This window comes from Pseudomonas sp. NPDC089534 (assembly GCF_044749305.1).
GTDB classification, from domain to species: Bacteria; Pseudomonadota; Gammaproteobacteria; order Pseudomonadales; family Pseudomonadaceae; genus Aquipseudomonas; species Aquipseudomonas ekonensis.
In genome coordinates this window covers 1-19049 of the sequence record NZ_JBIVHR010000080.1, presented here as the reverse complement: position 1 = coordinate 19049, position 19049 = coordinate 1, and the positions used below count along the sequence as shown (strand labels likewise).

The following is a 19049-nucleotide window of genomic DNA, read 5'->3' as shown; positions in this document are numbered from 1 at the left end:
CATCAAACTTCATACCAAAAACGAAATACAGACTGCAGATGAGGGTCCAGGCCTGCAGCATCTGCTGGAAGTCCGGCAGCTTGAAGAAGAAGTGCTGGGAGTCCTTGAGCACCGGGGTGGCGCCGGAGATCGCCGACTTCGGATCCTTCAGGTCGGTGGGCGCGTAGGTCGCGCCGCATTTTTCGCAGTTGTCGCCGTACTGGTCTTCGGTGCCGCACTTGGGGCAGGTGCCCTTGATGAAGCGGTCGGCCAGGAACATTTTCTTGTCCGGGTCGAAGTACTGGGTGATCGAGCGCGTGGCGATGTGCCCGGCGTCCCGCAGCTTCAGGTAGATCTGGCTCGACAGCTCGCGGTTCTCTTCGGCGTGGGTGGAGTGGAAATTGTCGAAGTCCACCAGGAAGTCGGCGAAGTCGGCGCTGTGTTCGGCCTGGACATTGGCGATCAGCTGTTCCGGGGTGATGCCTTCCTTTTCCGCGCGCAGCATGATCGCCGAACCGTGGGCGTCGTCGGCGCAGACATAGATGCACTGATTGCCGCGCTGCTTCTGGAAGCGCACCCACATGTCGGTCTGGATGTATTCCAGCATGTGGCCAAGGTGGATCGAACCGTTGGCGTAGGGCAGGGCGCTGGTGACGAGGATCTTGCGTGGCTCGGACATGGGGGCATCGCTACTTGATGAAACGGAGGTCGGCCACTATAAATCGCCGGCGAAGATATTTCACCCCTGCAAATGTTTGCCGGACATGCCGTCCGCACGGCAGAAGGGGTAGGATAGCCGCCATCTTTTCCCAGTCTTGCTACCGGAGTTGCCCATGAGCGCCGTCACCCGCGAAGCGGTGGAAGCCGTCCTTCGCCAATACACCGACCCCTACCTGAACCAGGATCCGGTCAGCGCCGGTTGCGTGCGCGACATCGACATCCAGGGCGACCGCGTCAGCGTCCGGCTGGAGCTGGGCTACGCCGCCGGCCTGTTCAAGAGCGGCTGGGCGCAGGTGCTGCAGATGGCCATCGAAGGCCTGGACGGCGTGTCGGGCGCCCGTGTCGAGATCGCCAGCGTGATCGCCGCGCACAAGGCCCAGGCGCAGATCCCGGGCCTGGCCAACGTCAAGAACGTGATCGCCGTGGCGTCCGGCAAGGGCGGCGTGGGCAAGTCCACCACCGCCGCCAACCTGGCGCTGGCGCTGGCCCGCGAAGGCGCCAAGGTGGGCATTCTCGACGCCGACATCTACGGCCCGAGCCAGGGCATCATGTTCGGCATCCCCGAGCGCACCCGTCCTGAGGTCAAGGATCAGAAATGGTTCGTGCCGCTCAAGGCCCACGGCGTGGAAGTCATGTCGATGGCGTTCCTGACCGACGACAACACGCCGATGGTCTGGCGCGGCCCGATGGTGTCCGGCGCGCTGCTGCAACTGGTCACGCAGACCGCCTGGGGCGACCTGGACTACCTGGTGATCGACATGCCGCCGGGCACCGGCGACATCCAGCTGACCCTGGCGCAGAAGGTGCCGGTGGCCGGCGCCGTGATCGTCACCACGCCCCAGGACCTGGCGCTGCTGGACGCCCGCAAGGGGGTGGAGATGTTCCGCAAGGTCAACATCCCGGTGCTGGGCGTGGTGGAGAACATGGCCGTGCACATCTGCTCGAATTGCGGGCATGCCGAGCATCTGTTCGGTGAAGGCGGCGGCGAGAAGCTCGCGACCCAGTACGGCGTCGAACTGTTGGCCTCGTTGCCGCTGTCGATGGTGATCCGCGAGCAGGCCGACGGCGGCAAGCCGACGGTGATCGCCGAGCCTGACAGCCAGATCGCCATGGTCTACCAGGACCTGGCCCGCCATGTCGGCGCGCGGATCGTGCTGCAGGAAGCGGCGACGCCGGCGATGCCGAACATCACCGTCAGCGACGACTGACCGATCCGCCACGCCGCAGGGCCTGTCCTGCGGCGCTCGGGCTGACGCCATCGCCAGCAGGGCTGGCTCCCACCTTGATTGCGGTCGTTCGCAAACCTACGTGCGCCGCGCAACTTGTGGGAGCCAGCCTGCTGGCGATGGCATCAACCCAGATGCACCGACAAGCCGCCCCGTGCGGTGACGTCAGATCCGCAAACCGCCGTCCATCTCCAGGATCCGCCCGGTGTAGTAGTCGTTCTCGAAGATGTACGCCGCCGAATGGGCGATCTCTTCCGGCTTGCCCATGCGCTTGAGCGGAATGCCCGAGGTCATCTTCTCCAGCGCTTCGGGCTTCATGCCCAGGGTCATCTCGGTCTCGATGAAGCCCGGCGCGATGCCGGCGACGCGGATGCCGTAGCGCGCCAGTTCCTTGGCCCAGGTCACGGTGGCGGCGGCGACGCCGGCCTTGGCGGCGGAGTAGTTGGTCTGGCCGACGTTGCCGGCGCGGGAGATCGACGAGATGTTGATGATGGCGCCGCCGTTCTTCAGCTCGACCATCTTCGCCGCCACCTCACGGGTGCACAGGAACACGCCGGTCAGGTTGACGTCGATCACCGCCTGCCACTGGGCCAGGGTCATCTTGGTCATTTCGCCGTCCTTGACCTTGAGCAGCAGGCCGTCGCGCAGGATCCCGGCGTTGTTGATCAGGCCGTGGATCGCGCCGAAGTCATCGGCCACCTGGGCGACCATGTGCGTCACCTGCTCTTCGTCGGCGACGTTGCACAGATAGCTGCGCGCCTCGACGCCCTTGGCCTTGCAGGCCGCGACGGCGGCGTCGAGCTTTTCCTGGTTCAGGTCCACCAGCGCCAGCTTCGCGCCCTTGCCGGCGAAGTACTCGGCCATGGAGCGGCCCAGACCCTGGCAACCGCCGGTGATAATGATTACTTTGTCAGTGAGTTGCATGCGCGTGCCCCCGATGGCAGGTCAAAGTGGTGTCCTTTTGGGGCCTCTGGATCTGCACCGGCCGCAGCGAGGTTGCACATCAGAATTGCCCGTCGGCGTGGCCGGGACTTGACCCGGGCGCCCGTCCGTTTTTATGACGGATATTATTAAAGGAGTCATAAATTGAGCGTTGAAGCGGCTAAGCATGCCCGAGAATTGCTTCTCAAGGAATACCGTGGAGTGCTCTCGACCCACTCCAAATCGATGCCCGGTTTCCCGTTCGGCTCCGTGGTTCCGTACTGCCTCGACGACCAGGGCCGGCCGCTGATCCTGATCAGCCGCATCGCCCAGCACACCCACAACCTGCAGAAGGATCCCAAGTGTTCGCTGCTGGTGGGCGAGCGCGAGGCCGAAGACGTGCAGGCCGTCGGTCGCCTGACCTACCTCGCGCAAGCGGAAAAGCTTGCGGACGAGGCCGCCATCGAGGCCGCCGCCGAGCGCTACTACCGCTATTTCCCTGACTCGCGGAACTACCACAAGGCCCACGATTTCGACTTCTGGGTGCTCAAGCCGGTGCGCCACCGCTACATCGGCGGCTTCGGCGCGATCCATTGGGTCGAGCACCTGACGCTGGCCAACCCGTTCGCCGGCAAGTCGGAGGCCGGCATGGTCGAGCACATGAACAGCGACCACGCCCAGGCCATCGCCCATTACGTCGACCTCGCCGGCCTGCCGAAAGGCGCGCCGGCGCAAATGGCCGGGATCGACACCGAGGGCATGCACCTGCGCATCGGCCAGGCGTTGTACTGGCTGCCGTTTCAAGCGCCTTGCAACACGCCGACACAAGTCCGCGAAGCCTTGGTTTTCCTGGCCCGCGCCGAACATTGGCCGAAAAATGCGCCCGCCGGCGCTTGAATTCACGAAAGGGCGACGTCATCTAAGGCTTACTTGCAAGGCATTCTTGCGTTGAGGAACCCTTAGATGCGCCCTTATTTGTTGCTCTTTCTGCTCTTCCCGGTGTTGGAGCTGTTCGTATTCGTCAAGGTGGCGGGAGCCATCGGTTTTTTCCCGGCCCTGTTGCTGATCATCCTCGGCTCGATGTTCGGCGTGTTCGTGCTGCGCGTCGCCGGGCTGGCCACCGCGCTGCGCGCCCGTGAAAGCCTGAACCGCGGCGAGCTGCCCGCGCAGACCATGCTCGAAGGCCTGATGCTGGCGCTTGCCGGCGGCCTGCTGATCCTGCCGGGCTTCATCAGCGACGTGGTCGGCCTGCTGATGCTGCTGCCCTTCAGCCGTCGCCTGATCGCCGGCAAGATGCGTCAGCGCGCCGAAGAGCAGGCCATGCGCCAACGTGCGTTCGCCGATGACCTGCAACCCCGCGGCGGCCCTGCGCCGCGCGAGCCCCTGGGCCGCGAACCGACGGTGATCGAAGGCGAGTTCGAGCACCGCGACACCAAGTGACACCTCTTCGGCACGGCACCTTCGGGTGCCGTGTCCGTTTCCGGGGCACGCTGAAGAAAATTTTTCTTCCCCGCCCTTGTAATAAGCTTATGCGCCCTCATGTATCGGTCACCGCAAGGTTTCCGGCGCATCAGCCGGACAGACTTCCGCGTCTCGCACGTCGAGCCGCAACCGGCGCAGGCCGGATTCGTTAAACCCGCCGGGACCACACCGGCCGATGAAAACCACAATTAGGAGAGATCGACAATGAAGCTTCGTCCTCTGCATGACCGCGTCGTTATCCGTCGCAGCGAAGAAGAAAAGAAAACCGCTGGCGGTATCGTCCTGCCAGGTTCGGCTGCTGAGAAGGCCAACCACGGTGAAGTCCTCGCTGTAGGCCCGGGCAAAGCTCTGGAAAGCGGTGAAGTGCGTGCACTGTCCGTGAAGGTCGGCGACAAGGTCGTGTTCGGTCCTTACTCCGGCAGCAACACTGTGAAAGTCGACGGCGAAGACCTGCTGGTGATGAGCGAGAACGAAATCCTCGCCGTCATCGAAGGCTGATTACCCCCCGTTCATTTTCCCGCTACCCCAAAGCATTCAAGGAATATCGATCATGGCTGCTAAAGAAGTTAAATTCGGCGATTCCGCCCGCAAGAAAATGCTCGTCGGCGTCAACGTACTGGCTGACGCGGTAAAAGCGACCCTGGGCCCGAAAGGCCGTAACGTGATCCTCGAGAAGAGCTTCGGCGCTCCGACCATCACCAAAGACGGCGTTTCCGTCGCCAAAGAGATCGAGCTGGAAGACCGTTTCGAAAACATGGGCGCGCAGCTGGTCAAAGACGTTGCCTCCCGTGCCAACGACGACGCCGGCGACGGCACCACCACCGCCACCGTACTGGCTCAGTCGATCGTCAACGAAGGCCTGAAGGCCGTCGCTGCCGGCATGAACCCGATGGACCTGAAGCGCGGCATCGACAAGGCGACCATCGCCATCGTCGCTGAGCTGAAGAAGCTGTCCAAGCCATGCGCCGACACCAAGGCCATCGCTCAGGTGGGCACCATCTCCGCCAACTCCGACAACTCCATCGGCGACATCATTGCCGAAGCCATGGAAAAGGTCGGCAAAGAAGGCGTGATCACCGTTGAGGAAGGCTCGGGCCTGGAAAACGAACTGTCGGTCGTTGAAGGCATGCAGTTCGACCGCGGCTACCTGTCCCCGTACTTCGTCAACAAGCCGGACACCATGGTGGCCGAGCTCGACGGCCCGCTGATCCTGCTGGTCGACAAGAAGATCTCCAACATCCGCGAAATGCTGCCTGTGCTGGAAGCCGTCGCCAAGGCCGGCCGTCCGCTGCTGATCGTGGCCGAAGACGTCGAGGGCGAAGCCCTGGCGACCCTGGTCGTGAACAACATGCGCGGCATCGTCAAGGTCGCGGCCGTCAAGGCACCTGGCTTCGGCGACCGCCGCAAGGCCATGCTGCAGGACATCGCCGTCCTGACCGGCGGCACCGTGATCTCCGAAGAGATCGGCCTTAGCCTGGAAAGCACCACCCTGGAGCACCTGGGCAACGCCAAGCGCGTGACCCTGTCCAAGGAAAACACCATCATCGTCGACGGTGCTGGCGTTCAGGGCGACATCGAAGCGCGCATCGCCCAGATCCGCGCCCAGGTGGCCGAGACTTCCTCGGACTACGACCGTGAAAAACTGCAGGAGCGTCTGGCCAAGCTGTCCGGCGGTGTTGCGGTGATCAAGGTCGGCGCCGGTTCCGAAGTCGAAATGAAAGAGAAGAAAGCCCGCGTTGAAGACGCCCTGCACGCAACCCGCGCAGCCGTCGAAGAAGGCGTGGTGCCTGGCGGTGGCGTTGCGCTGATCCGCGCTCTGGAAGCCATCGGCACCCTCAAAGGCGACAACGCCGACCAGGACGTGGGCATCGCTGTCCTGCGCCGCGCCGTTGAAGCGCCGCTGCGTCAGATCTCCGCCAACAGCGGCGACGAGCCAAGCGTCGTGGTCAACGAAGTCAAGAACGGCAAAGGCAACTTCGGTTACAACGCCGCGACCGGCGAATACGGCGACATGATCGAAATGGGCATCCTGGATCCGACCAAGGTGACCCGTTCCGCTCTGCAAGCCGCATCGTCCATCGGCGGTCTGATCCTGACCACCGAAGCTGCGGTGGCCGACGCGCCGAAGAAAGACGCTCCAGCTGGCGGCGGCATGCCAGACATGGGCGGCATGGGTGGCATGGGCGGCATGATGTAAGCCAGCCTTACCCCTGTACGAAAAACCCCGCCTGCGATGAGCAGGCGGGGTTTTTTATTGCCCGGACTATCACGGACAACCCGGCCTCCCTTGTAGGAGCGAGTCTGCTCGCGAATGGGCCGTGTCTGTCAATGCAGCGCCAACAGGCATGTCGCCATCGCCAGCAGGCTGGCTCCCACAGTGTCTGGCGGTGTCCGCCGATGCCGCATCCGGTCCGGTCACTTGTGGGGGCCAGCCAGCCTGCCTGCTGGCGATGGCGTTGGCAGGACCGACCCGTCAGGCGTTGGCGGGTTGCGCCGCCGGTGCGGCTTCGGCCCTGATGGCGGGGCGGTACAGCACCCAGTAGTAGGACCCCAGGCAAATCAGCCAGCAGAAGATCGCCGTCCAAACGTTGTGCGAAAAGAAGTGCGCACCCTGCATCATCCGGCTGACGGAAAACACCGAACCCAGCGCAAACGCGAAAATGAACGCCTGGCGCGCCAGGCGCGGACGCCGGTCACGCAGCACGAAAAACAGGGCGAACAGGGTGAACCCGGTGGCGGCGTGCCCGCCCGGCCAGCAGCGGCCGGGCTTGTCGGTGTCCGGACGGTGGCTGAGCAGTTTGCTGTAGGTTTCGTGCCCGCCGAACTGTTCAAGGCTCCAGGGGCACTGCACGGCGGTGACGGCTTTCATCGGGGTCACGAACGAAGTCGCCAGGCCCAGCGACAGCACCAGGCAACCCAGCTCACGCTTGAACGGCTTCAGGCGCTCAATGAAGAACGCGCCAAGGAAACCGAGGATGGCAAACACCGAGAAGGCGATGACCACCTGCTTGGCGCGGTCGTGGAGGATATTTTCCAGGAAGTAGCTGTGGCGGCCGATGAAGTCGCCGGCGGCCGGATCATAGAACAGCTGCGCCAGATCCATGTCCAGATCGGTCAATTCCAGCAGCACCAGAATGACGGCGGCGGCGACGGGGATGCCAAGGCACAGCCAGAGGTTCAGCGGACGGGGGGTGGGGCGTACAGCGCTTGATGACATGACGGATCCTGAAGCAAGAAAACGCCCCGGTGCATCGGCCCGGGGCGCCTCGGTTAACGTTCGCTGACTTGCGGCGCGCCCTCCTTGGGCGCTTTCCAGCCAAGCAGCTGTTGCGTGAAGCCATGACTGGCGGTTTGGTAATAGGTGATGGCGCGGCTGATCAGCGGGTCGTCGCTGCCCGCGCGGGATTCGCGGCTTTCGGTCAGCGCATCGTCATGTCGGCGCAGGCCCTGGCGCGGACTGAGGATCGCCAGGTCCTTGCCGTCGAACAGGCCCAGGTGCTGGTAGTTGCCGACCACGACGCGCGGCGGCAACGGGTTGTCCTGCAACAGGTTGCGGCCGAAGAACGTCGATTGGTAATCCAGGTTGAGCAGCCCCAGCAGCGTCGGCGCAAGGTCGATCTGGCTGGCCAGCTGAGCGTCTTCGCGCGCCTCGATCAGCTTGGGCGCGTAGATGAACAGCGGGATCTGGTAGTTGCTGATCGGCAAGTCTTCCTTGCCTGCGCTGCCGGCGGTGTGGTCGGCGACGAAGATGAAGATCGTGTCGTCGAACCACGGCTTCTGCCGCGCCTGCTCCAGGAACCGGCCGATGGCGTAGTCGGTGTACTTCACCGCACCGTCGCGACCGTTGCCGGACTTGATGTCGATCCGGTTGTCCGGGTAGGTGTACGGGCGATGGTTGGAGGTGGTCATCAACTGCAGCAGGAACGGCTGGCCTTTGGCGAAGTCGGCATCCGCCAGCTTCAGCGTCTGCTTGTACAGATCCTCGTCGGCCATGCCCCAGGCGTTCTTGAAGTGGATCTCGGACTCGTCGACGCTGCTCTGGTCGACGACACGGTAGCCGTTGCCGCTGAAGAACGCGTTCATGTTGTCGAAATAGCCGCGTCCGCCATAGACGAACACGCTGTCGTAGCCAACGGCGCTCAACTGCTGGCCGAGGCTGGCGAAGCCGCTCTCGCGGCCGATGCGCTTGACGATGGAGCGGCCCGGCGTCGGCGGGATGGCCAGGGTGATGGCCTCCAGGCCGCGGTCGGTGCGGGTGCCGGTGGCGTAGAAGTTGCTGAAGTACAGGCTTTGCTTGCGCAAGGCGTCCAGGTTCGGCGTGAGGTTGCGTTCGTCGCCGTTGCTGCCCAGGTACTTGGCGCTCAGGCTTTCGATGGTCACCAGCACGATGTTCGGTTTGCGCACCGTGCCGGGGTTGTCGATCATCCGACGGATGTCCTGCGGATCCTGACCGATGAAGCGCGCATTGGGTTCGTTCAGTTCCGCGCGGATCTGCCGGCCGACGGCCTCGGGGGCCAGGCTGCCGTAGAACTGCCCGTAGTCCAGCTCGTTGTTGCGGAACGCGGCGAAGAACTGGTACGGGCCGTTGCTCGCCAATTCGTTCTGATAGGCATTGCCGCCCTGGGCGCGCGGGAAACCTTGGCTGAGCAACTGCAGGCTCAGCCCTGCGACGGCCAGCAGGACCAGCGCATTGAGCGCACGCGCGCGCAACGGCGGCAGCGGTGCCTCCAGCGCGGCCCTGAATGGCTTGCGCAGCACCAGGCTCAGGCCCACGGCAAGCACCGCCAGGATGCTGAGCAGCGTGCCGATCGGGTACGACTCCAGCACGTTGTTCAGCACTTCGTCGGAGTACACCAGATAATCGACGGCGATGAAGTTGAAGCGCACGCCGAACTCATCCCAGAACAGCCACTCGGCCACGGCGGTGAACAGCATCGCGAACAGGCTGAGCGTCAGGAGCCCTTGCAGGAACCAGCGGTGGCCCCGGCGCCGCCACAGGGCCGGCGGGCAGAGCAGCAGATAGAGGCCCATCGGCAGCGCCGCATAGGCGAGAAAGCCCAGGTCATAGAGCAGGCCGATGCCGAACAGCGAAAACGCCGCGCCGCCGGCCTCATCCAGGTGGGTCAGCAGCAACACTGTCCGGGTCAGGAAGAACACCGCCAGCCAGGTGCCGGCGATCAACAGCAGAAAGCGCATGGGCGCCGTCCTGAAAAAATCCATTGGCTACGATCCCTATATAAAACGCGGGAGTCTCGCGCTGTCGCTGTCGTCGGCGTGTGAACCGATAGTGAAAATCTCGTTAAAGTCTCGGGTTGCCGCCAAGGCTCGGCCCGGGCGGCTTCCGGCCCTAGCCCTGAGCGGCGCTTGGCCGTAAGCTGCGCGGGCCAAGACGGCCGTTTCGGTGTACGGAGGAGGTGCCCATGCGAATTCTTTTGGTTGAGGACAACCGCGACATCCTGGCCAACCTGGCCGATTACCTGGGGCTCAAGGGCTACACCGTCGATTGCGCCCAGGACGGTCTGTCGGGCCTGCATCTGGCGGCCACCGAGCATTACGACCTGATCGTGCTCGACATCATGCTGCCGGGCATCGACGGCTACACCCTGTGCAAGCGGCTGCGCGAGGACGCCCGGCGGGACACGCCGGTGATCATGCTCACCGCCCGCGACCAACTGGACGACCGCCTGCAAGGCTTCAAGTCCGGCGCCGACGACTACCTGATCAAACCGTTCGCGCTGTCCGAACTGGCGGCGCGGGTCGAAGCGGTGATGCGCCGCACCCAGGGCGGCGGACGCCGTGCCTTGCAGGTCGGCGACCTGAACTATGACCTCGACACCCTTGAGGTCACCCGCGAGGGCAAGCTGCTCAAGCTCAACCCGGTCGGCCTCAAGCTGTTGGCGGTGCTGATGCAGAAGAGCCCGCACGTGCTGCGCCGGGAAATTCTCGAGGAAGCGCTGTGGGGCGACGACTGCCCGGACAGCGACAGCCTGCGCAGCCATGTTCACCAATTGCGTCAGGTGATCGACAAGCCGTTCGCCAAACCGTTGCTGCACACCGTGCACGGCGTGGGTTACCGCTTGGCCGAGGGCCGCGATGGAGTTTAAGCAGAGCCTTGCCCAGCGGATCATCATCGCGTTTGCGTTGATGAGCGCGCTGGTGGCGGGAGCGTTCGCCATGGGAATTGTCGCGACGGTCCACCTGGTCGAGGAAAAACTGATTTCGGCAGGTCTCGGCGGCGACCTCCAGCGGCTGTTGCTGATGGACAACGTCTCGGACTGGAGCCACCGGCCGGAGCCGGATCAACTGTTCTACTTCAGCGGCGGGCCGGGCGACTTCGAGCTGCCCAAGGACCTGCGCCACCTGGATTCGGGTTTTCACGAAGTCTTTCGCGAGCAGCTGTCGTATCACGCCATGGTCGAGATCGTCGATGGCCGGCGCTATGTGCTGCTGCAGGACCAAAGCGATTTCGAGGAGCGCGAGCGCGTGCTGTTCGCCGTGGTGCTGGTGGGCTTCGTGCTCAGCCTGGCGCTGGCGGTGTTCCTGGGCTGGGTGCTGGCGCGCAAGGTGATGGCGCCGGTGGTGCGGCTGGCGCGTCAGGTGCGTCATCGCGACCAACTGCTGGGCCTGGCGCCTCCGCTGGCGCCGGACTATGCCGCCGACGAAGTGGGCGAACTGGCGGTGGCGTTCGATGCCACGCTTGGGCGGCTGCGCCAGGCGCTGACGCGTGAGCGCCTGTTCACCAGCGATGTGAGCCATGAACTGCGCACGCCGTTGATGGTGCTGGCCAGTTCGTGCGAGCTGCTGCTGGAGAATCCGCACATCGATCAGCGCGGCCGCGCGCAGGTCGAGCGGATTGCCCGCGCCAGCGAGGAAATGCGTGAACTGGTGCAGACCTTCCTGATGCTGGCCCGGGCCAAGCGCGAAGACGCCGGCGTCTCGCCCCGGCAGAACCTGGCCCAAGTCGCGGACAGTCTGCTGTGCCTGTGGCGCGAGCCGATCGAGACCAAGGGCCTGACGCTGATCTTCGAACCGGGCAATCCGCCGGACACCCCCTACAACGCGACGTTGCTCAATGCGGTGATGGGCAACCTGCTGCGCAATGCGCTGCACTACACCGAGCAGGGTTTCATCCGCCTGACCCTCAACGGCAACGGGTTCGTGGTCGAGGACTCGGGGGTGGGCATTCCCGAGGAGAAGCGTGAAGCCATGTTCCAGCCCTTCGTGCGGGGCACCGAAAAACGGGGTGAAGGCTTGGGGCTCGGGCTGTCGCTGGTGCAGCGGATCTGCGAGAACCAGGGCTGGAGCGTCAACTTGAGCACAATGGAGCCCAATGGCTGCCGGTTCGAGGTGGATTTGGGCCGATCCTGAGCTACAGTGATGGCCCTGAGCTACTGCGGTGTGGTTGTAAAACCCTGAAATGGTTTAGGGTTTGCATGACATTTTTTTCACAAATGGATGACCTGACGCTGACACACCGCTCCCTAAGGTGGTGTGATCCGTAATTCAGGAGTCCTGGTGATGGCCGGCCCGATCAAGCTCGATTTTTCCGAAAAGTACGACGATAACCATGCGCAGAAGTACTTGCGCAAGCATCAGGACGGTCTCGGGCGGCGTTTGTCCCACTGGCGCGACCTGCAACTGGCCCGCAAGGCGCTGACCCTGGTCGGCGAGCCGGGGCTGGTGCTGGACCTGCCTTGCGGAGCCGGACGTTTCTGGCCGTTGCTGGCGGAAAAGCCGAACCGGGTGATCATCGGCGCGGACAATTCCGAGTCGATGATCAAGACCGCCATGCAGGCCCAGCCGGCCGATGTGGTGAAACGGGTACAGCCCTTGCACACATCTGCGTTCGACATCGCGTTGCCCGACAACGCCGTCGACAGCATTTTCTGCATGCGGTTGCTCCATCACATCGGGGACGCCGAGCATCGACGGGCCATTCTGCGCGAGTTCGAGCGCGTCACCCGCGACAGCGTGATCGTTTCGTTGTGGGTGGACGGCAACTTCAAGGCCTGGAAACGCAAGCGCGCCGAGCGCAAACGTGGTCAGGAGGGTTACCAGAACCGCTTTGTGTTACCGGCCGCTACGGTCGAGAAAGAATTCGAAGAGGCGGGTTTCCGCATCCAGGAACAACTGGACTTTATACCGCTCTATGCCATGTGGCGGGTTTACGTATTACGCAAGAGGTAACGGGATGGCAGTGCATATTGCAGCAGAAACGGAAGTCGCTCCCCAGGATCGCTTCAACTACTACTGGAGCCAGCGTGGCGAGTGGGTGGAAGAGCCCAACGTGCGCCGCGGCGGTGAAAGCGGTGTGCAACGAGTCATGGGCCGCGATGGCCAGTTGCTGTATGCCAAACGCCAGACCGGCCATATCTACCGCAGTTGGTCGCATCCGTTCGGCCGGCCGACGGTGCTGCGCGAGCGTGATGCGCTGACCGGCGCCGCCGCGCTCGGCGTGCGCGTGCCGCAAATCGTGTTCTGCGGCGCCCAGCCCGACCCGGTGCACAAGTGGCGTGCCTTGCTGGTGACCAAGTCCCTGGACGGCTTTCTGGAGCTGGAGCAGTGGGAAGCCGCCGGTGGTCGCGAGCGCCATGGCGAAGCGGTCTATGAGCGTGTGCTCAAGGACCTGGCCGACAACCTGGCGCGCCTGCACCGGGGCCGTTGGCAGCACAGCTGCATCTACATCAAGCACGTGTTTGTCCGCGTCACCGGCGAAGGTGACGGCGCCAAGGTCGAGGTGGCCCTGATCGATCTTGAGAAATGCCGCCAGCGGTTGACCGCCGGTCGCGCGGCCGCCCATGACATGAAGCAACTGCGTCGCCATTCGTCGTTCAGCGATTCGGATTGGAAAAAACTCGTCTATTTTTATGAGACGGCGTTTGGCAGCGCTATCAAAGGTTTATAGCGATGAAACTAGAAATTGCGCGAGGTTTGTTTTTGGTAGGAGCCTTGGCAGTTGCTTCATTGGCGGTGGCGGCCTGGGAACAGCCACGCATGCAGGTGATCGGCAAATCGGCGGGCGAAGTCCATCGCCCGGTGCCTCGGGTGGTGAAGACCGCCGTGTCGTCTGAACCGGATCATGATTTGTTGCTGTTCATGTTCGGTCTCTCGCAACGGATGAGACCGCAGAGCTGAATTCCCCCGCAGCCTTATGAAAAGGCCTCGCAGATGCGAGGCCTTTTTTGTGCCTTGTTACTCCTGTGGCGAGGGCGCTTGCTCCCGCTGGGGCGCGCAGCGGCCCCAAAGGGGAGGGCCTGCTGTGCAGGCCAGCAGGAGAGCCACAAGGTCACTGTGCCTTGTCGGGCTTGGCCAGGAAGGTGTAGACGCACGGCAGGACGAACAGGGTGAACAACGTTCCGATGGACATGCCCGTGGCGATCACCGTACCGATGTCGAAACGGCTGACCGCACCGGCGCCGCTCGCCAGGATCAGCGGCACCATGCCGAACACCATCGCCGCCGTGGTCATCAGCACCGGACGCAGGCGGATGGCCGCGGCTTCCTCCACGGCCTCCCGGGCCGTCAGGCCCTTTTCCTTGCGCAGCAGGTTGGCGAACTCGACGATCAGGATGCCGTGCTTGCTGATCAGGCCGATCAGCGTCACCAGTCCGACCTGGGTGTAGATGTTCATGCTCGACCAGCCCAGGAACAGCGGAATCAGCGCGCCGCAGATCGACAGCGGCACGGTGACCAGGATCACCAGCGGATCGCGGAAGCTTTCGAACTGCGCGGCCAGCACCAGGAAGATGATCGCCAGCGCCAGGGCGAAGGTCACCCACAGCGCGCTGCCTTCCTGCACGTACTGCCGGGAGGAGCCGCCGTAGTCGAAGGCGAACCCGGCGGGGGCCTCTTCCCGGGCGATCTGGCGCACGGTGTCGATGGCTTCGCCCATGCTCACCAGCGGAAACCCGGACAGCTTCGCCGCGTTGAGTTGCTGGAACTGGTTGAGCTGCCGCGGCCGCGCGCGGTCGGTCACCGTGATCAGGGTGGACAGCGGCAGCAGTTCGCCGCGGGTGTTCTTCACGTAGTAGTTGTTCAGCCAGTCCGGGTTCTCGCGGTAGGGGCGTTCGACCTGGGCGATGACCTTGTAGCTGCGCCCCTCGATGGTGAAGCGGTTGATCTCGGCCTCGCCCAGGAGGGTGGCGAGGGTGCCGCCCAGGTCCTGCATCGACACGCCCATCTGCGCCGCCTTGGCCCGGTCGATGTCGACCACCACTTCCGGTTTGTCGAAGGCCAGGTCCAGGTCGACGAAGGCGAACTTGCCGGATTCCGCGGCGCGCTTCTTGATCCGGTCGGCCACTTCCAGCAGCACTTCGTAGTCGTTGGCGGTGTTGATCACGAACTCGAACGGCAGGCCTTCGCCGGTGCCGGGCAGGGAGGGCAGGTTGAAGCCGAAGATCTGCAGGCCGGGAATGCGCTCCAGCTTGCCTTGCACCTCCGGCAGGATCTGCATCTGCGTGCGGTCGCGCTCGTTCCAGGGCTTGAGCAGGAAGCCGCCGATGCCGGTCTGCACGCCGTTGTAGCCGTTGATCTGGAAGGACGAGTAGTACTCGGGGAACTCCTTGAAGATCTTGATGAATTCGTCGGTGTAGGTGTTCAGGTAGTCGAGGTTGGTCGGCTGCGGGGCGTTGGCCATCATGAAGATGATGCCCTGGTCCTCGTCCGGCGCCAGCTCCGACTTGGTGAACTTGAGCAGCACCGGGATCAGGCACAGCACGATCACCGCGAACACCAACACCACCGGCCGGGTGTTGAGGGTGCCGTGCAGCAGGCTCTGGTAGCGGCGCTTGAGGCCTTCGAAGATCAGGTCGAGGCGATGGGCCAGGCCGCTGGGGTTCTCGTCGTGGCGCAGCAGGACGGCGCACATCATCGGCGACAGGGTCAGGGCGACGATGCCGGAGATCACCACCGCCCCGGCCAGGGTCAGGGCGAACTCCTTGAACAGCGCCCCGGTCAGCCCGGTGAGGAAGCCGATGGGCGCGTACACCGCCGCCAGGGTGATGGTCATCGACACCACCGGCAAGGCGATTTCCCGGGCGCCTTCCAGGGCCGCCTCGAACGGCGTCTTGCCTTCCTCGATGTGGCGGTGGATGTTCTCCACCACGACGATGGCGTCGTCCACCACCAGGCCGATGGCCAGCACCATCGCCAGCAAGGTCAGCAGGTTGATCGAATAGCCCATCATCTGCATGAAGAACATCACGCCGATCATCGACAGCGGGATGGTCACCACCGGGATCACCACCGAACGCAGCGCGCCGAGGAACAGGAACACCACCACGATCACGATCAGCACCGCTTCGAACAGGGTCTTGAGCACCTCGTCGATGGAGGCCTGGATGAACAGCGTGGCGTCGTAGGCGATTTCGCTCTTGAGGTTGGGCGGGAGCTGAGCCTCCAGCTGCGGCATGATCTTGCGCACTTCCTTGATCACGTCCAGCGGGTTGGCCGCCGGGGTCGCCTTGATCCCGATGTACACCGACGGCGTGCCGCCGAAGGAACTGATGGAGTTGTAGTTCTCGGCGCCCATCTCGACCCGCGCCACGTCCCGCAGCAGCACGCGGCTGTCGCCGTCGACCTTGAGCGGGATCGCCGCGAAGGCCTCGGCGGATTTCAGTTCGGTGTTGGCGTTGATGCTGGTGACCACGTACTCGCCCTTCACTTCGCCTGCGGCGGACAGGAAGTTGTACTGGCGCACGGCGTTGGTCACGTCGCTGGCGCTCAGGCCGAAGCCGGCGAGCTTCACCGGATCGAGCCACAGGCGCATGGCGAACACCTGGTTGCCGAGGATCTCTGCCTCGGCCATGCCCGGCAGGGTCGCCAGCTTCGGCTGGATCACCCGCGACAGGTAGTCGGTGATCTGCGGGTTGCTCAGATCCTTGCTGAAGAAGCTGATGTACATCAGCGCCGAAGCGTCGGCGGACTCCTTGCTCAGCACCGGGTCTTCGGCGTCCTGCGGCAGTTTGTTCTTCACCTCGTTGGCCTTGGCCAGCAGTTCGGTGAACAGGCGGTCGCTGTTGGAGCCGATGCGCGCGTAGATCGAGATCACCGAGAAGTTCTGGCGGCTGACCGACGTCATGTAGTCGATGCCCTCGGCGCTCGCCAGGCTCTGCTGCATCGGCTGGGTGATGTAGCCCTGGATGGTTTCGGCGTTGGCGCCGGGGTAGGCGGTGGTCACCGTGATCAGGGCGTTTTCCATCTGCGGGTACTGGCGCAGCGGCAGCTTGCTCCAGGCCTGGAAGCCCAGCAGCACAATCAGCAGGCTGACCACGGTGGCGAGCACCGGGCGGCGGATGAACGGATCGGTAAAGGCCATGGGAATTCCTTGATCAGTCGGCGCGGCGCGGACTGTTCTGCTCGCCGAGGGTCTTGTCGTCGCTGATGGCGATGTGGGCGCCGTTGTCCAGTTTGATCTGGCCGGCCGTCACCACCTGTTCGCCGCTCTGCACGCCCTTGTTGATCATCACCAGGCCGTCACGGCGTTCGCCTGTCTCGATGAACCGCCGTTCGGCGATCAGCACCGGTTGGCCGTCCCCGTCCTTCTCGACGCTGCCGTCCTCGGCCTTCTTCTGCGCGACCACGTACAGCGAGTTGCCGTAGAGGGTGTAGGTGACTGCGCTTTCCGGCACCACCACGTGTTTCTGCGGATCCGGCAGCAGCACCTCGACGCTGGTGAACATGCCCGGCAGCAGCTTGCCGTCGGGGTTGGCCAGGGTGGCGCGCACGAGGATGTTGCGGGTGGTGTTTTCCACGATCGGGTTGATGGCGCTGATGGTGCCGGGGAAGGCTTGGCCGGGAAACGCCGCGACCGCGATCTGCACCGGTTGGCCGAGGGCCAGTTTCGGTGCCGACTGCTCCGGGACGTAGAAGTCGGCGTAGAGGCTGCTCAGGTCCTGCAGGGTGGCGATCTTGGTGCCGCTGGCGAGGTAATCGCCGACGTCGACCTGGCGGATGCCGATGGTGCCGCTGAACGGCGCGGCGATGCGTTTCTTCGCCAGCGCCGCATTGAGCTGGTTGACCGTGGCCTTGTTCTTTTGCAGTTGGGCCGAGAGCCGGTCGTATTCGCCCTTGGAGATGGCGCTGCTGCCGACCAGTTGGCTGCCGCGGCCGAAGTCCAGCTGCGCCAGGCCCAGGTCGGCCTTGGCGGTTTCCAGCAGGGCGGATTCCACCGCGCTGTCGAGCTGCAGCAGCGGCTGTCCGGCCTTGACCTTCTGCCCGGACTCGAACTTGAGCTCGGTGACGGTGCCGTTGGTCTCCAGCCTCAGCTCGACGCCCTGCAGCGCCTTGAGCGTGCCGACGGTGGGCAGGCGCATCTGCCACGGGCGCTCGGCGGCGGTGGCGACGGCGACGCTGATCGGCGGTTTCGGCTTGGCGAAACCCTGGACCATCGTGTAGATGGTGAAGGCCTTGTAGCCGGCCAGCGCCAGGACGATCAGCAGTACGACACCCAACATTTTCAGCATGCGGCGACGCAGCATATTTCCAGTTCCTTGGAGAAAATCAGGCGAGACAGGCGGGCACATTACTCCGAGTCCGGCAGGGATTCCAACTGCCAGTTTTTACAGGGTATGAGGGGAGGGAAGGCAACGGTGAAGCGCCGCCGGCAAGCCTGCCGGCGGCCGGCTTCATGCCATCAGGTGCAGATGGTTGTCCCAGAGCCCCGCCGGCAGATCCAGCGGTTTGGCCAGGAGTTCGTCCTGGCGGCAGTCGTAGTAGCGGCAGCGTCCCTGGCCCGAGGTCACGACGAAGCCGTCCTTCACCGCGCCGACGCCGGCGCAGTCCGGCAGCGGGGCGTCGAGACGCACTTCGCCGCTGTCCAGGTCCCAGATGAAGAAGCGGTTGCCGCGCGGGGCCGTCAGCGCCACCAGCCGCAGGTCGCTGTGCACGGCGACGCTGGCGGTGTAATGGCCCATGGACTGCAACTGGTGGTCCGGCACCGGGAACGCCACGAACGGCTGGCCCGGACGCTTGATCGCCAACAGCTCGGAGCGCTCCTGCGAGGGGCCCATGAACTGCTGGCCGGCGACGATGGTGCCGTCGCTGGCGATGCCCAGATGGCGCACGCTGTTCATCTGCTGGGCGAGGGTCTCCTTGCTCAGCAGCGTGCCGTCGCGGCGCATCAGCACCAGGCTCGGTTCCATGGCGTCGAGGTTCATGTCCACCCGGCTTTCGGCCTCGGTGCGGATGCCGCCGTTGGCCACCACCAGGGTTTCGCCATCGGGCATCCACGACACCTGATGCGGCCCCAGGCCATGGGTGGAGATCTCGCCGCTGTGCACCAGCCGTTCGCCCTCGAACCGGTACACCCCCAGCAGGCCGCGGCCGGGGTCGGTGGTGTCGTTCTCGGTGGCGTACAGGTAGTCGCCGCTGTGGTGGATCACCGCGTGGCCGTAGAAATGCCGGTTCGGCTGCGAGGTCACGGTCTGCAGCAGCGCACCGTCGCGCAGGTCGATCAGGTAGCTCTCGGTGCCCGGGCGGCGGGCGACGAACAGCGCGATCGGCAGCGTCGGGTGGTTGATGATGTCGTGGCAGCGCTGGCCGACTTCGGTGGCGAACAGCCGGGTGCCGTCCAGGCGGTAGCCGACGGCGTAGTGCTTGCCGTCGGCATCGTCCCGGGCCGACAGCAGCAGCGGGCTTTGCTCCTTGCGCTTGAACAGCGTCCAGCCGCCCAGAGCCTGGCCAGCGGCGCCGCTTACGTCAGCCGTGCGGTGGAGGCCGACG

The 19049-nt window shown here is 64.3% G+C and carries 17 protein-coding genes; 10 read left to right on the top strand and 7 right to left on the bottom strand.

From position 1 onward, the window contains the following. The coding region (locus ACIP0B_RS21515) for a class I tRNA ligase family protein (RefSeq protein WP_400835800.1) at window positions 1-658 on the bottom strand (658 nt) is incomplete at its 3' end. Between the two features lie 154 nt (window positions 659-812). Here ACIP0B_RS21515 and apbC point away from each other — a divergent pair. Further along, window positions 813-1907 carry an iron-sulfur cluster carrier protein ApbC gene (apbC, locus tag ACIP0B_RS21510; RefSeq protein WP_400835798.1) on the top strand — a complete coding sequence of 365 codons (1095 nt, stop codon included), beginning with the start codon at window positions 813-815 and terminating at the stop codon, window positions 1905-1907. Between the two features lie 183 nt (window positions 1908-2090). Here the strand turns inward: apbC and ACIP0B_RS21505 are convergent, their stop codons facing one another. Next, window positions 2091-2849, bottom strand: a complete 759-nt coding sequence (locus tag ACIP0B_RS21505; RefSeq protein WP_085580267.1) for an SDR family oxidoreductase — start codon at window positions 2847-2849, stop codon at window positions 2091-2093. Between the two features lie 162 nt (window positions 2850-3011). Between ACIP0B_RS21505 and ACIP0B_RS21500 the strand changes: the two genes are divergently transcribed. The 4 genes from ACIP0B_RS21500 to groL all read left to right on the top strand — a co-directional run bounded on the left by ACIP0B_RS21500 (window position 3012) and on the right by groL (window position 6525). Continuing rightward, window positions 3012-3743 carry a HugZ family protein gene (locus ACIP0B_RS21500; RefSeq protein ID WP_400835796.1) on the top strand — a complete coding sequence of 244 codons (732 nt, stop codon included), beginning with the start codon at window positions 3012-3014 and terminating at the stop codon, window positions 3741-3743. A gap of 66 nt (window positions 3744-3809) precedes the next feature. Further along, window positions 3810-4286, top strand: coding sequence for an FxsA family protein (locus ACIP0B_RS21495; RefSeq protein ID WP_400835794.1), 477 nt, complete (start codon window positions 3810-3812; stop codon window positions 4284-4286). 246 nt (window positions 4287-4532) lie between these two features. Further along, window positions 4533-4826 carry a co-chaperone GroES gene (locus tag ACIP0B_RS21490; RefSeq protein WP_085580273.1) on the top strand — a complete coding sequence of 98 codons (294 nt, stop codon included), beginning with the start codon at window positions 4533-4535 and terminating at the stop codon, window positions 4824-4826. Between the two features lie 52 nt (window positions 4827-4878). Then, entirely contained in the window at window positions 4879-6525 is a 1647-nt protein-coding gene (gene groL, locus ACIP0B_RS21485; protein WP_085580275.1) for a chaperonin GroEL, read from the top strand. A 276-nt stretch (window positions 6526-6801) separates the two neighbouring features. On the opposite strand, the gene ACIP0B_RS21480 is transcribed toward groL, so the two are convergent. Continuing rightward, window positions 6802-7545, bottom strand: a complete 744-nt coding sequence (locus ACIP0B_RS21480) for a phosphatase PAP2 family protein (protein WP_400835791.1) — start codon at window positions 7543-7545, stop codon at window positions 6802-6804. A 53-nt stretch (window positions 7546-7598) separates the two neighbouring features. Next, window positions 7599-9548 (bottom strand): LTA synthase family protein, encoded by a 1950-nt coding sequence (locus ACIP0B_RS21475; RefSeq protein WP_400835789.1) that lies wholly within the window; start codon window positions 9546-9548, stop codon window positions 7599-7601. Between the two features lie 200 nt (window positions 9549-9748). On the opposite strand from ACIP0B_RS21475, the gene colR reads away from it, so the two are divergent. The 5 genes from colR (at window position 9749) to ACIP0B_RS21450 (ending at window position 13463) form a co-directional block, all read left to right on the top strand. Next, window positions 9749-10432 carry a two-component system response regulator ColR gene (colR, locus tag ACIP0B_RS21470; RefSeq protein ID WP_085580282.1) on the top strand — a complete coding sequence of 228 codons (684 nt, stop codon included), beginning with the start codon at window positions 9749-9751 and terminating at the stop codon, window positions 10430-10432. After that, a complete protein-coding gene (locus ACIP0B_RS21465) occupies window positions 10422-11696 on the top strand; it encodes a sensor histidine kinase (protein WP_400835788.1) in 1275 nt (424 codons plus the stop codon). Before colR ends, ACIP0B_RS21465 begins: the two co-directional genes overlap by 11 nt. 150 nt (window positions 11697-11846) lie before the next feature. Further along, the gene (locus ACIP0B_RS21460) at window positions 11847-12515 is read left to right on the top strand and encodes a class I SAM-dependent methyltransferase (protein ID WP_400835787.1); all 669 of its coding nucleotides are present in this window, start codon (window positions 11847-11849) and stop codon (window positions 12513-12515) included. Between the two features lie 4 nt (window positions 12516-12519). After that, on the top strand, window positions 12520-13233 hold the full coding sequence (locus ACIP0B_RS21455) for a lipopolysaccharide kinase InaA family protein (RefSeq protein WP_400835786.1): 714 nt from the start codon (window positions 12520-12522) through the stop codon (window positions 13231-13233). 2 nt (window positions 13234-13235) lie between these two features. After that, window positions 13236-13463, top strand: coding sequence for a hypothetical protein (locus tag ACIP0B_RS21450; protein WP_085580290.1), 228 nt, complete (start codon window positions 13236-13238; stop codon window positions 13461-13463). A 151-nt stretch (window positions 13464-13614) separates the two neighbouring features. Here the strand turns inward: ACIP0B_RS21450 and ACIP0B_RS21445 are convergent, their stop codons facing one another. The 3 genes from ACIP0B_RS21445 to ACIP0B_RS21435 form a co-directional block, all read right to left on the bottom strand. Next, window positions 13615-16644 carry a multidrug efflux RND transporter permease subunit gene (locus ACIP0B_RS21445; RefSeq protein ID WP_400835784.1) on the bottom strand — a complete coding sequence of 1010 codons (3030 nt, stop codon included), beginning with the start codon at window positions 16642-16644 and terminating at the stop codon, window positions 13615-13617. 13 nt (window positions 16645-16657) lie between these two features. Continuing rightward, a complete protein-coding gene (locus tag ACIP0B_RS21440; RefSeq protein WP_400835782.1) occupies window positions 16658-17806 on the bottom strand; it encodes an efflux RND transporter periplasmic adaptor subunit in 1149 nt (382 codons plus the stop codon). Between the two features lie 147 nt (window positions 17807-17953). Next, window positions 17954-19000, bottom strand: a complete 1047-nt coding sequence (locus ACIP0B_RS21435; protein ID WP_400835823.1) for a DUF1513 domain-containing protein — start codon at window positions 18998-19000, stop codon at window positions 17954-17956. Window positions 19001-19049: the final 49 nt, after the last annotated feature.